This is a genomic window from Xanthomonas sp. NCPPB 2250, from assembly GCF_056725265.1.
In genome coordinates this window covers 2,279,581-2,292,732 of sequence record NZ_CM161520.1, presented here as the reverse complement: position 1 = coordinate 2,292,732, position 13,152 = coordinate 2,279,581, and the positions used below count along the sequence as shown (strand labels likewise).

12 protein-coding genes are annotated in these 13,152 nt (G+C 66.6%); 4 read left to right on the top strand and 8 right to left on the bottom strand.

Going from position 1 to position 13,152, the window contains the following annotated elements; all coding sequences use genetic code 11:
- The first annotated feature begins 34 nt into the window (after positions 1 to 34).
- Positions 35 to 2,407: a 3-hydroxyacyl-CoA dehydrogenase/enoyl-CoA hydratase family protein gene (locus AC1PMG_RS09590; RefSeq protein WP_481111435.1), complete on the top strand. Its 2,373-nt coding sequence runs from the start codon at positions 35 to 37 to the stop codon at positions 2,405 to 2,407.
- A 164-nt stretch (positions 2,408 to 2,571) separates the two neighbouring features.
- Positions 2,572 to 3,777 (top strand): acetyl-CoA C-acyltransferase, encoded by a 1,206-nt coding sequence (locus AC1PMG_RS09585; RefSeq protein ID WP_481111434.1) that lies wholly within the window; start codon positions 2,572 to 2,574, stop codon positions 3,775 to 3,777.
- 283 nt (positions 3,778 to 4,060) lie between these two features.
- Here AC1PMG_RS09585 and galU read toward each other — a convergent pair whose 3' ends face one another.
- The 8 genes from galU to cmk all read right to left on the bottom strand — a co-directional run bounded on the left by galU (position 4,061) and on the right by cmk (position 12,365).
- Entirely contained in the window at positions 4,061 to 4,942 is an 882-nt protein-coding gene (galU, locus tag AC1PMG_RS09580) for a UTP--glucose-1-phosphate uridylyltransferase GalU (RefSeq protein WP_029562082.1), read from the bottom strand.
- Entirely contained in the window at positions 4,942 to 6,852 is a 1,911-nt protein-coding gene (locus AC1PMG_RS09575) for a polysaccharide biosynthesis protein (RefSeq protein ID WP_481111433.1), read from the bottom strand. The genes galU and AC1PMG_RS09575 overlap by 1 nt, the downstream gene beginning before the upstream one ends.
- Complete coding sequence (locus AC1PMG_RS09570; RefSeq protein ID WP_481111432.1) at positions 6,852 to 7,841, bottom strand: MraY family glycosyltransferase; 990 nt, start codon at positions 7,839 to 7,841, stop codon at positions 6,852 to 6,854. The genes AC1PMG_RS09575 and AC1PMG_RS09570 overlap by 1 nt, the downstream gene beginning before the upstream one ends.
- Entirely contained in the window at positions 7,841 to 9,019 is a 1,179-nt protein-coding gene (gene lapB / locus AC1PMG_RS09565; RefSeq protein WP_017916917.1) for a lipopolysaccharide assembly protein LapB, read from the bottom strand. The genes AC1PMG_RS09570 and lapB overlap by 1 nt, the downstream gene beginning before the upstream one ends.
- 6 nt (positions 9,020 to 9,025) lie before the next feature.
- Positions 9,026 to 9,325, bottom strand: coding sequence for a LapA family protein (locus AC1PMG_RS09560; protein ID WP_481111431.1), 300 nt, complete (start codon positions 9,323 to 9,325; stop codon positions 9,026 to 9,028).
- 73 nt (positions 9,326 to 9,398) lie between these two features.
- Positions 9,399 to 9,704 carry an integration host factor subunit beta gene (locus tag AC1PMG_RS09555; protein ID WP_010342890.1) on the bottom strand — a complete coding sequence of 102 codons (306 nt, stop codon included), beginning with the start codon at positions 9,702 to 9,704 and terminating at the stop codon, positions 9,399 to 9,401.
- Between the two features lie 79 nt (positions 9,705 to 9,783).
- Entirely contained in the window at positions 9,784 to 11,463 is a 1,680-nt protein-coding gene (gene rpsA, locus AC1PMG_RS09550; protein WP_010342889.1) for a 30S ribosomal protein S1, read from the bottom strand.
- A gap of 230 nt (positions 11,464 to 11,693) precedes the next feature.
- Complete coding sequence (gene cmk, locus AC1PMG_RS09545) at positions 11,694 to 12,365, bottom strand: (d)CMP kinase (RefSeq protein WP_481111430.1); 672 nt, start codon at positions 12,363 to 12,365, stop codon at positions 11,694 to 11,696.
- A 172-nt stretch (positions 12,366 to 12,537) separates the two neighbouring features.
- Here cmk and ykgO point away from each other — a divergent pair, with 172 nt between their 5' ends.
- Together ykgO and AC1PMG_RS09535 are read left to right on the top strand one after the other, a co-directional pair.
- Positions 12,538 to 12,663, top strand: a complete 126-nt coding sequence (gene ykgO / locus AC1PMG_RS09540) for a type B 50S ribosomal protein L36 (RefSeq protein ID WP_010342887.1) — start codon at positions 12,538 to 12,540, stop codon at positions 12,661 to 12,663.
- A 127-nt stretch (positions 12,664 to 12,790) separates the two neighbouring features.
- On the top strand, positions 12,791 to 13,120 hold the full coding sequence (locus AC1PMG_RS09535) for a hypothetical protein (protein WP_017913727.1): 330 nt from the start codon (positions 12,791 to 12,793) through the stop codon (positions 13,118 to 13,120).
- Positions 13,121 to 13,152: the final 32 nt, after the last annotated feature.

Below are 13,152 nucleotides of genomic sequence, written 5' to 3'. Positions count from 1 at the left end.
TCCCGCAAACGTTGACCCACAGAGGCTGATCGCTATGTCCAATCCCCTGCTCGTCCGCCGTGCCGCCGTCCTGGGCGCGGGCGTGATGGGTGCGCAGATCGCTGCGCACCTGACCAACGCCGGCGTCGACACCGTGCTGTTCGACCTCCCCGCCAAGGAAGGCCCCGCCGATGGCGTGGTGCTCAAGGCGATCGCCAACCTGACCAAGCTCAGCCCGGCGCCGCTGGCCAGCACCGCGTTGGCCGAGGCCATCACCCCGGCCAACTACGACTCCGGCCTGGAGCAGTTGCGCGGCTGCGACCTGATCATCGAAGCCATCGCCGAGCGCATGGACTGGAAACAGGACCTGTACAAGAAGATCGCGCCGTTCGTGGCCGACCATGCGGTGCTGGCCTCCAACACGTCCGGCCTGGGCATCAACGCCCTGTCCGACGTGCTGCCGGAACAGCTGCGTCACCGTTTCTGCGGCGTGCACTTCTTCAACCCACCGCGCTACATGCACCTGGCCGAACTGATCCCGGCCAAGCACACCGAGCCGGCGGTGCTGGAAGGCCTGGAAAGCTTCCTGGTCACCACCCTGGGCAAGGGCGTGGTCTACGCCAAGGACACGCCCAACTTCATCGGCAACCGCATCGGCGTGTTCTCGATCCTGTCCACCATCCACCACACCGAGCAGTTCGGCCTGGGCTTCGACGAGGTCGACGGTCTCACCGGCCCGCTGGTCGGCCGTCCCAAGTCGGCGACCTACCGCACCTCGGACGTGGTCGGCCTGGACACCATGGCGCACGTCATCAAGACCATGGGAGACACCCTGCCGAACGATCCCTGGCATGCCTTCTTCAAGGCGCCGAAGTGGCTGGAGGCGCTGATCGGCAAGGGCGCGCTGGGCCAGAAGACCGGCGCCGGCATCTTCCGCAAGGTCGGCAAGGACATCGTGGTGCTGGACCTGCAGAAGCAGGACTACCGCTCGGCCGACCGCGCCGCCGCGCCGGAAGTGGTCGAGATCCTGAAGATCAAGAACCCGGCCGAGAAGTTCGCCAAGCTGCGCGAGAGCCAGCATCCGCAGGCGCAGTTCCTGTGGGCGACCTTCCGCGACCTGTTCCACTACAGCGCCTACCACCTGGCCGACATCGCCGAGACCGCGCGCGACGTGGACCTGGCGATCCGCTGGGGCTACGGCTGGGCGCTGGGTCCGTTCGAGACCTGGCAGGCGGCGGGCTGGAAGCAGGTCGCGCAGTGGATCGCCGACGACATCGCCGCCGGCAAGAGCATGAGCAGCGCGCCGCTGCCGAACTGGGTGTTCGACGGCCGCGACGGCGTGCACGCCGCCGAGGGCTCGTACAGCCCGGCGCGCGACGCCAAGCTGCCGCGCTCGGCGCTGCCGGTGTACAAGCGCCAGCGCTTCCCCGATCCGCTGCTGGGCGAGAAGTTCGCGCAGGGCGAGACCGTGTTCGAGAACGACGGCCTGCGCATGTGGCACGACGGCGACGACATCGCCGTGGTCAGCTTCAAGACCAAGATGAACACCGTCTCCGACCAGGTGCTGGACGGCCTGCAGGAAGCGGTCGGCCGCGCCGAGAAGGACTTCAAGGGCCTGGTGCTGTGGCAGCACAAGGAACCCTTCTCCGCCGGCGCCGACCTGGCCGGCGCGCTGGGCCTGCTGCAGGCCGGCAAGGTCGATGCGTTCGAGGCGATGGTCGCCAACTTCCAGGCCACCAGCCAGCGCATCAAGTATTCGCTGGTGCCGGTGGTCGCGGCGGTGCGCGGGCTGGCACTGGGCGGCGGCTGCGAGTTCCAGATGCACAGCGCCAAGACCGTGGCCGCGCTGGAGAGCTACATCGGCCTGGTCGAGGCCGGCGTGGGCCTGCTGCCGGCCGGCGGCGGCCTCAAGGAGATCGCGGTGCGCGCGGCGCAGGCCGCGGGTCCGGGCGGCGACGTGTTCGCCGAGCTGAAGAAGACCTTCGAGACCGTGGCCATGGCCAAGGTCTCCACCTCGGCGGTCAACGCCAAGGAACTGGGCCTGCTGCGCGGCACCGACAAGGTGGTGTTCAACAGCTACGAATCGCTGTACATCGCCAAGGCCGAGGCGCGCGCCCTGGCCGAGGGCGGCTACCGCCCGCCGCTGCCGGCGCGACGCATCCAGGTCGCCGGCGACGTCGGCATCGCCACCTTCAAGATGCTGCTGGTCAACATGCTGGAAGGCCGCTTCATCAGCGAGTACGACTACGAGATCGCCACCCGCATCGCCACCGTGCTGTGCGGCGGCGAGGTCGACCGCGGCGCGCTGGTGGACGAGGAATGGCTGCTCAAGCTCGAGCGCAAGCACTTCGTCGAACTGGCCCAGCAGGAAAAGACCCAGGCACGCATCGGGCACATGCTCAAGACGGGTAAGCCACTCAGGAACTGAGATTCGGGAGTCGGGATTGGGGATTCGTTACGGCGGATCCCCACTACCAACGATTCTCGCCTCCCACAAATTCATCCGCCGGGCAGGAAATATTCGGGTGCCGGGATCCGCTCTGACGAATCCCCAATCCCGAATCCCCAATCCCGGCTTTCGGAGAAAGCCAAATGAGCAAACAGATCCAGGAAGCCTACATCGTCGCCGCCACCCGCACCCCGGTCGGCAAGGCGCCCAAGGGCATGTTCCGCAACACCCGTCCCGACGACATGCTGGCGCACGTGCTGCGCGCGGTGGTGGCGCAGGCGCCGGGCATCGACACCTCGCGCATCGACGACGCGATCATCGGCTGCGCGATGCCCGAGGGCGAGCAAGGCATGAACGTGGCGCGCATCGGCGTGCTGCTGGCCGGCCTGCCGAACTCGGTGGCCGGGCAGACCATCAACCGCTTCTGCTCCTCGGGCATCCAGGCGGTGGCGCTGGCCGCCGACCAGATCCGCCTGGGCAACGCCGACTTGATGCTGGCCGGCGGCACCGAATCGATGTCGATGGTGCCGATGATGGGCAACAAGGTCGCGCTGTCGCCGAGCGTGTTCGCCGACGACCACGTCGCCATCGCCTACGGCATGGGCATCACCGCCGAGAAGGTGGCCGAGGAATGGAAGGTGTCGCGCGAGGACCAGGATGCCTTCGCCCTCGCCTCGCACCAGAAGGCCGTCGCCGCGATCGCCGCCGGCGAATTCCGCGACGAGATCAGCCCCTACGAGATCCTCTCGCACCAGCCCGACCTGGCCGGCAACGTCATCGCCCTGCGCAAGAAGCTGGTCGACACCGACGAAGGCCCGCGTCCGGACAGCTCGATCGAAGGCCTGGCCAAGCTGCGCCCGGTGTTCCGCAACGGCCAGTTCGGCGGCAGCGTCACCGCCGGCAACTCCTCGCAGATGAGCGACGGCGCCGGTGCGGTGCTGCTGGCCTCCGAGCAGGCGATCAAGGACTACGGGCTGACCCCGCTGGCCCGCTTCGTCAGCTTCTCGGTCGCCGGCGTGCGCCCGGAAGTGATGGGCATCGGCCCGATCGAGGCGATTCCGAAGGCGCTCAAGCAGGCCGGCCTGAGCAAGGACCAACTGGACTGGATCGAGCTCAACGAAGCCTTCGCCGCGCAGTCGCTGGCGGTGATCCGCGACAGCGGCCTGGATCCGTCCAAGGTCAACCCGCTGGGCGGCGCCATCGCCCTGGGCCATCCGCTCGGCGCCACCGGCGCGATCCGCACCGCGACCCTGGTGCACGGCCTGCGCCGCCACAAGCAGAAGTACGGCATGGTCACCATGTGCATCGGCACCGGCATGGGCGCCGCGGGGATCATCGAAGCACTGTAAGCATGCGGGCCCCTACCCTCGTCCGTTCCTGCGGGCCATCTTTCCCCAAAGGGCACCATGGTCCCGATGGGAAAAGGGAACAGCTATAGCCCCTCTCCCGCCGGGAGAGGGGTTGGGGTGAGGGTCCGGCACCAAGCGTTGTTGTCAGACCAGCGCAAAAACAGAAAAAGGCAGCCTCACGGCTGCCTTTTTCTGTTTGTCACCTGATTCGACCTATCTGGATCGACTCAGTGCCTGAAGCTCTTGGCCAGCGCGCCGCCTGCAGCGGCGCGCGGCACCAGGCTCACTCCTCGGCGAGCATCTGGGTCAGCTTCTCGCGCGCCGGCTTGGCCAGCTTCTTGTTCTCCAGCGCAAACCGGATGGTCGCCTCGACCAGGCCCAGGTGGGTCCCGCAGTCGAAACGGGTGCCCTCGAAGCGATACGCATCGACTTCTTCGCTCTTCAGCAGCGCGGCGATGGCGTCGGTCAGCTGGATCTCGCCGCCGGCACCGGTGCCGGTGCTTTCCAGCAGTTCGAAGATCTTCGAACTGAGCACGTAGCGCCCGACCACCGCCAGATCGCTCGGCGCGTCTTCCGGCTTGGGCTTCTCGACGATCTGCGCGATGCGGCCCTTGCGGCCGTCGAAGGCCTCGGTGGCGACGATGCCGTAGCTGGCGGTGTTCTCGTGCGGCACGTCTTCCACCGCGATCACACTGGCGCCGCTGCGCTCGTTGAGATCGGCCATCTGCTTCAGCGCGCCGTCGCCGCGGTTCCAGATCAGGTCGTCCGGGAGCAACACCGCGAACGGCTCGTCGCCGATGACCGACTTGGCGCACAGGACGGCGTGGCCCAGGCCCAGCGCTTCGGCCTGGGTCACGAAGATCGCGCGCACGCCGTCCGGCAGCACGTGACGGATCATTTCCAGCTGTTCGTGCTTGCCGGCACGCTCCAGCTTCTGCTCCAGTTCGTAGGCCTTGTCGAAATAATCCGCGACCGCGTGCTTGTAGCGGTTGGTGACGAAGATCAGGGTGTCGCACCCGGCTTCGATCGCCTCGTCCACGGCGTACTGGATCAGCGGCCGATCGATGATCGGCAACATTTCCTTGGGAACCGTCTTGGTAGCGGGAAGGAAGCGGGTACCCAAACCTGCCACCGGGAATACTGCCTTGCGGATTCTCTTGCTCATCAGAGCCTTCTGGCCTCGCGTGCGGGGAATGGAACGATGGTAGCGGAGCCGTCGTGACCGTCTTGCTGACGCAAGGGCGCGAACTCCGGCATGGTCATGCGCAACACCTTCTCGATGGTGTCGCTGTCGTAGTCGGCCACGGCGGCGCGCAACTGCTGCACGCCGCGCAGCACGTCCTCGCGCGAGAAGCTGCGCACGCCGGCCTCGAGGATCTTCGGATGCGAGGTGGGCCGGTAGTTCTCGTCGGCGTAGAACAGCGTCTCGTGCAGCTTCTCGCCCGGCCGCAGGCCGGTGTAGACGATGGCGATGTCGCGCCCGGGCTGCTTGCCCGCCAGGCGGATCATCTGCTCGGCAAGCAGGCGGATCGGCACCGGCTCGCCCATGTCCAGCGTATAGATGGCGCCATGCGATGCCGAGGCCGCCGCCTGCACGATCAGCTGGCTGGCTTCGGGAATGGTCATGAAGTAGCGCGTCACCTGCGGATCGGTGACCGTCACCGGACCGCCCTGGCGGATCTGCTCGCGGAACAGCGGCACCACGCTGCCGGCCGAGTCCAGCACGTTGCCGAAGCGCACGGTGACGAAGCGCGTGCTCACCGCCTGGTCGTCCAGCGACTGGCACACCATTTCGGCATAGCGCTTGGACGCACCGAGCAGGTTGACCGGATTGACCGCCTTGTCGGTGGAAATGAACACGAAGGTCGAGACCTTGGCCGCGACACAGGCGCGTGCCACGTTCTCGGTGGCCAGCACGTTGTTGCGCACCGCCTCGCGGCACTGCCGCTCCAGCAGCGGCACCTGCTTGTAGGCGGCGGCATGGAACACCGCGTCCGGCTCGGCTACCTGCATGGCGTGGCGGATCACTGCCGGATCGCCGCAGTCGCCGAGCACGCAGTCGATCTCCAGATCGGGAAACGTACGGTGCAGGTCGGCATGGATGGTGATCAGCGCCAGTTCGTTGATCTCCAGCAGCACGATCTTGCGCGCGCCGTGACGCGCGCACTGACGGCACAGTTCCGAGCCGATCGAGCCGCCGGCGCCAGTCACCAGCACGGTGCGCCCGGACAACCAACCTTTGATCAGTTTCCAGTCCGGGGTCACCGGCTTGCGGCCGAGCAGGTCCTCGATCGCGACCTCCTTGAGTTCGCCCGGCAGGTAATGGCCCTCGAGCACGTCGAGCAGGCGCGGCACGGTGCGAAACGGCAGGCCGGTGCTTTCGCAGATGGCCACCACCCGTTGCATGCCGGCCGCGTCCAGCGACGGAATCGCGATCACCAGCAGCTTGGCGGCGGTTTCCTTGGCGATCGCACCGGCTTCGTCGATGCTGCCCAGGATCGGCAGACCCTGCAGCTTGGCGCCGTGCAGGTGACCAGCGTCGTCGACGAAGCCGACCGGATGATAGGCGCCGGAACGGCGCAGGTCGCGTACCAGCGCCTCGGCCGCACGGCCTGCGCCGACGATCAATACCCGCCGCGCGGTATCGTCCGAATGCGCGATCTGATAATCCTTCCAGGCGCGGTACAGCAGGCGCGGCGCGCCCAGCAGCGCCGACAGCGCGAACGGATACACCATCAGCACAGAGAGCGGAATCGCGTCGAAGCGGCTGTAGGCCAGCCCCAGCACGATCGCCACCAGGCCATAGAAGCTGGCCTTGAAGATATTGAGCAGGTCCGGGACGCTGGCAAAGCGCCACAGGCCGCGATACAGGCCGACCTTCCAGAACACGAGACCTTGCGCCAACAGCACGATGGCGGTGTTGAGGTTCCACAGCGGCAGCGGGTGCTCGCCGGGGAGCATGGTGTAGCGCGCCGCGTGCAGCAGCTGCCAACAGACCCAGACGATGGCCAGATCGTGGACAACCACGGAGGCCTTGGGAAACAGTTCGGTGACTCGGTCGCGCGTGGAAAGCATCAGTGATCCGTGAGAGTTCGGCGCATCCAGTTGCGCAAGGCCAGCCAAAGCACACCTGCCGAACAGAACCAGGCGATCGTCAGACCGGCCTGCATGCCCGTATCCAGGGGCCTGCCCAGCCGCGCAATTGTAATCGCGACAATGCTGAACAGACCGTAGGCGAGCGTGACGACAGTATGGCTACTGCCGGTGTGTACCCAACGCTGATAAAAATGTTGCGCGTGCGGCTGCCACCAGCGTTCGCCGGCGAGCATGCGCGAGACGAGCGTGAAGCCTGCGTCGATGGCAAAGGCCGACAGCGGCAATGCCGGCAGCCAGGGCGCCTGTTCGCCGGCGACGAGGCACCAGGCGAACAGCGCGGCAATCAGGTAGCCAAGCGCGCCGCTGCCGACATCGCCGAGGAAAATGCGCGCCCGGGGGTAGTTGAACGGCAAAAATCCCACGCAGGCCACTAGCAGCACCCAGCACGGCCAGCGCAACGAAGCCGGCAGCAGGCAAGCGAATCCCAGGGCCGCGATCATTGCCTGGCTGCTGGCCAGGCCATTGATGCCGTCCATGAAATTCCAGATATTGATCAGCGAAACCGTCGCCAACCACACCAGCGCGACCATCCACAGCGGTTGGCTCGCCTTGTAGACAAGTGCAGCCAGCAGGGTCGCGGCGACCGCATGCACCAGCAAGCGCAGCGCCGCCGATAGCGACCGGTGGTCGTCCCACCAGCCGATGCCGGCCACCAGCAGCAGGCCGGCCGCGACGGTGGCGATGCCGGCGCCGTGCTGCGGCCACTGCAGCGCCGCCCAGGCGCAGGCCAGCAACACCGCCGCCACGATCGCCACGCCACCGCCGCGCGGCGTGGCCACGGTGTGGCTGCGCCGCTCGCCCGGCGCGTCCATCAGCTTGCGTTTGAGTGCGTACTGGCGCGACAGCCAGGTGCCAGCCGCGCTGAACACCCCGAGCGCCAAGAGCAGCGCGGCTCCTGCGATGGGCACTACACCACCGCGTAGTTGAGCAGGGGCTTGACCGTGCCCCACTCCTTGCAACTGGGGCATTGCCAGTGGTGGGTGCGCGCGCCGAAGCCGCAGCGGGTGCAGCGGTAGCTGGGATTGCGCACCAGCAACTGGTCGGTGATGTGCTTGAGATCCTGCAGGGTCGCGGTGGAATCGGCGCCCTCGGCCAGGGTCAGGTCGATCAGCGCGGACTCGCCGCGCACCGACGGCCGGTCCTTGAGCTGCCGGCCGAGGTAGGAACGTGCGGCGGAAATGCCTTCCTGCGACTCCATCAGGCGGGTCAGCGCCAGCACCGGGGCGATGCCGCGGTAGTGCTCGGTCATCTCCGACAGAAACGCGCGCGCGCCGCTGAGATCGTCGCCGCGGCGGTAGCACTCCATCAGCGCCGGCATGATCTCCGGCAGGTAGTCGGGGTCGTGGCGCGCGGCGCGCTCGAAGGCGCGGATGGCGGCCTCGTCGTTGCCGTCGTCGACATCGATGCGCCCTTCCAGGATGCCGGCACGCACCGACTTGGCATCGGCCTGGTAGGCGCGCGCGATCGCCTCCCGCGCCAAGTCATTCTTGCCCGAGGCGCGATAGCGGTCGGCCAGTTCGCATTCGAACTGGGCGATCAGCTTGCCCATCGGCTCGCCGGTCACCTCTTCGTAGCGGGTGGCGTTGTCGATGGCCTTTTCCCAGTCGCGTTCGGCCTGGTAGATGCCGATCAGGTGCTTGAGCGCCTGCGGCGCACGCTGGTCGATCTGCGCCAGTTCGGTGAACACGGTTTCGGCGCGGTCCAGCAGCCCCGACTTCATGTAGTCCTCGCCCAGGGCCAGCAAGGCCTGCACGCGCTGCGCGTCGCTCAGGTCGCCGCGCTGGACCAGGCCCTGGTGCAGGCGGATGGCGCGGTCGACCTCACCGCGGCGGCGGAACAGGTGGCCCAGCGCGACCTGGGTCTCGAAGGTTTCCTTGTCCAGTTCGGCGATGTGCAGGAACAGCTCGATCGCCTTGTCCGGCTGCTCGTTGAGCAGATAGTTGAGGCCGCGGAAATAGGTGCTGGACAGCCGGCTGACCTGGGTATCGCCATGGCGCTGGCCGCCACGGCGGCCGATCACCCAGCCGCTCAATGCCGCCAGCGGCAGGAACAGGAAGAACCAGAACCACTCGGTCAGAAAGTCCATCGAAGATCAGCGTCCGTCCAAGGGCTGGTGGGCATGGGTGGAAACCGGCGCGACGGCCGGGGCAGCGGCGTTCGCGGCCTTGTTGGCGCGACGCAGCTTGGCATACAGGGGGATCACCAGGGCCGCCAGGACCAGCGAGGCGCCGATCAGCACGCCGGCGAACAGCGAGACGATGATGGCGATGCCGGAGGTGGTGGCGATGCTGGAGAACACGAAGTTGATCTGGATCGGCTGCGAATTGAGCGACCCGATGACCAAGCCGGCCAACAGCAACACCAGCAGGATCAGCAGTCGTGCAATCTTCATGAGCAACTCCAGCGTCGGGAGACACTAGATTAGCCGAACAGGCGTGGATTCCGGCAAGCGCCGGACGCCGGGCTCAGGGCGTGTCGGATTCGACCGGGACGACGCCGCTCACGCGCTCGCGCAGCTCCTTGCCGGGCTTGAAATGCGGCACGTGCTTGCCGGGAAGCGCGACGGACTCGCCGGTCTTGGGATTGCGTCCCAGGCGCGGCGGCCGGTAATGCAGGGAAAAGCTGCCGAAGCCACGGATCTCGATACGATCGCCGCCGGAAAGGGCGCCGCCCATCATTTCCAACAACGACTTCACCGCCAGATCGACGTCGTCCGACTTCAGATGCGCCTGCTTGCGCGCCAGGATTTCGATCAGTTCGGATTTGGTCATTACGGATTCGTGCAGTGGGGTCGCAACCTGGCACGGCCCGGGAACACCGGGCCGTGCCAGTAACGCTGCGTGTGGCGGATTACTCGGACTTGTTGCCGTTCAGCTGCGCACGCAGCAGCGCGCCCAGCTGGGTGGTGCCGCCCGACGCGGACTGGTATTCCTCCAGCACTTCGCGCATTTCGGCATCGTCCTTGGCCTTGATCGACAGCTGCAGGGTGCGGCCCTTGCGGTCCATGCCCACGAACTTGGCTTCGATCTTGTCGCCGACCTTCAGGTGCTGGCTGGCGTCGTCGACGCGCTCGTTGGCGATGTCGCGCGCGGCGACGTAGCCTTCGATGCCGTCGGCCAGGTCGATGGTGGCGCCCTTGGCGTCCACTTCACGCACCACGCCCTCGACCTTCGAGCCCTTCGGGTTGGCAGCCATGTACTGGCCGAACGGATCCTGCTCCAGCTGCTTGACGCCCAGGCTGATGCGCTCGCGCTCCGGGTCCACCGCCAGCACCACTGCTTCCAGCGTGTCGCCCTTCTTGAAGTTGCGCACGATGTCTTCGCCGGTGGTGTTCCAGCTGATGTCGGACAGGTGCACCAGGCCGTCGATGCCGCCGTCCAGGCCGATGAAGATGCCGAAATCGGTGATCGACTTGATCTGGCCGGACACCTTGTCGTTCTTCTTGTGGGTGGCGGCGAAGGTTTCCCACGGATTGGCGGCGACCTGCTTCATGCCCAGCGAGATGCGGCGACGCTCTTCGTCCACGTCCAGCACCATCACTTCGACTTCGTCGCCGACCTGCACGACCTTGGACGGGTTGACGTTCTTGTTGGTCCAGTCCATCTCGGACACGTGCACCAGGCCTTCCACGCCCGGCTCGATCTCGACGAACGCGCCGTAATCGGTGACGTTGGAGACCTTGCCGAACACACGGCTGTTGGCCGGGTAACGACGCGCGATGTTGTCCCACGGATCCTCGCCCAGCTGCTTCAGGCCGAGGCTGACGCGGTTGCGCTCGCGATCGAACTTCAGCACGCGCACGTCCAGCTCGTCGCCGACGTTGACCACTTCGGACGGATGGCGCACGCGCTTCCAGGCCATGTCGGTGATGTGCAGCAGGCCGTCGATGCCGCCCAGGTCCACGAACGCGCCGTAGTCGGTCAGGTTCTTGACCACGCCCTTCAGGATCGCGCCTTCCTGCAGCTTGTCCATCAGCTGCTCGCGCTCTTCCGAGTGCTCGCTTTCGACCACCGCACGACGCGAGACCACCACGTTGTTGCGCTTGCGGTCCAGCTTGATCAGCTTGAACTCCAGTTCCTTGCCTTCCAGGTAGGCCGGGTCGCGCACCGGGCGCACATCCACCAGCGAACCGGGCAGGAACGCGCGGACATCCTTGATGTCCACGGTGAAACCACCCTTGACCTTGCCGCTGATGCGGCCGGTGATGGTCTCGTTCTTCTCCAACGCTTCTTCCAGCTCGTCCCACACCATGGCGCGCTTGGCCTTCTCGCGCGACAGCACGGTCTCGCCGAAGCCGTTCTCGAGCGAGTCGAGCGCGACCTTGACCAGGTCGCCTTCGGCGACGTCGATTTCGCCAGCGTCGTTACGGAACTGCTCGATCGGCACGATGCCTTCGGACTTCAGGCCGGCGTTGATCACCACCACGTCGCCGCGGACTTCCACGACGGTACCGGTGACGATGGCGCCGGGCTTCAGCTTGGCCAGGTTGGCTTGGCTGGCTTCGAACAGTTCGGCAAAAGATTCGGTCATTTGAAATTACTCTAGTGGACACACGGACAGGGCGTTTTCTTCTGGAAAACAGCGACTGTCCACCTGTTAGTCGGCCCGAACGGCGGCCGGGTGTGGAATGGAAAAACCGCAGCGCGGAATTGCGCAGCGGAGCCTTTGACGCTATCGATGGAACATGGATGTTGCGGGTGTAACGAGGAACCGGTGGCGCGCATGACGCCACCAAACTGCTGCCCTGCCCTGCGTGCCGCTCAGACCGGCAGCAACTGCAGGACGCGGCCCACCACCTGGTCGATATCCATGCCGGTGGTATCGAGGAGGACGGCATCGTCTGCCGGCCTCAGCGGGGCCACCGCGCGTTGGGCATCGCGTGCGTCGCGGGCCATGATCTCGCGCAGCAGGTCGTCGAATATAACCGAAACCCCTTTTTCCTTCAACTGCTTATGCCGGCGCTGGGCGCGCTCCTCGGCGCTGGCGGTCAGGAACACCTTGTAGGGGGCGTCCGGAAAAATCACCGTGCCCATGTCGCGGCCGTCGGCGACCAGCCCCGGCGGGGTGCGGAAGGCGCGCTGGCGCTGTTTCAGCGCCGCGCGCACCTCGGGGATGGCGGCGATCGCCGAGGCCACCGCACCGGTGGTCTCCAGGCGCAGCTCGTCGGTGGCATCGGCGCCGTTGATCCGCACCCGCAGGCCGCCATCGGCGACCTCGTCGAACTCCACCCGGGTGTCGAACGTGCAGCGCATCAGCGCTGCGGCGTCGGAAATGTCCAGATTGGCCCAGCTGGCCGCCACCCCGACCGCCCGGTACAGCGCCCCCGAATCCAGGTAATGCCAGCCCAGGCGGGCGGCGACGATGCGGCTGACGGTGCCTTTGCCGGCCCCGGAAGGGCCATCGATGGTCAGGACGGGAGCGGGCTCGTTCATGCGGTTCCTCGGACGGGGGGCGGCGCATTGTAGCGCCGACGCCGGCCGGGCTGGCGCAAGCAGTTGAAACCATGAAGAAAACCAGGCTACAATCGCCGGCTTACTGATCCCGCGCCATGGCTTCGGCCGTGCCGCCCTCCTTCGAATCCACAAGTTTACGCCGAGGTGTGCCATGAAAGTCCTGTCCTCCCTGAAGTCGGCGAAGGCCCGTCACCGCGACTGCAAGGTGGTCCGCCGCCGCGGTAAGGTCTTCGTGATCTGCAAGTCCAACCCCCGTTTCAAGGCGCGTCAGCGCTGATCCGACCCGGCCTGCCCTGCCGCGCCGCGCGCAGCGGTGGCCGGTCGTCGACGAAAGCCGCCTTCGGGCGGTTTTTTGTTATCGAAGTTTGCTGTAATCGGCGTTCGTCCTCTGGGGAGTACACGTGATGAAGCATCGTCTGTCCGTCCTGCCGCTGCTGGCCGTGTTGGGCCTGGCCGGCGGCGCCCACGCCGAGACCCTGCTGGTCGACCGGGTCAAGGAAGAACCCGCCGCGGCGCTGCCCACCCGCGGCCTGAGCATGGCCCAGGTGCAGGCGCGCTACGGCGCACCGCAGCAGAAGCTGGAGCCGCGCGGCGGCCAGAAGCGGCAATGGCCGACCATCAACCGCTGGGTCTATCCGGCCTTCACCGTGTACTTCGAGAAGCAGAAGGTGGTGGACGTGGTCGCCAACAAGGCCGACGCCAACGAGATCGGCCCGAAACCCGCGATCCGCTGACGCCGATCCTGCGCCCGGTCGCGCCTGCGCCT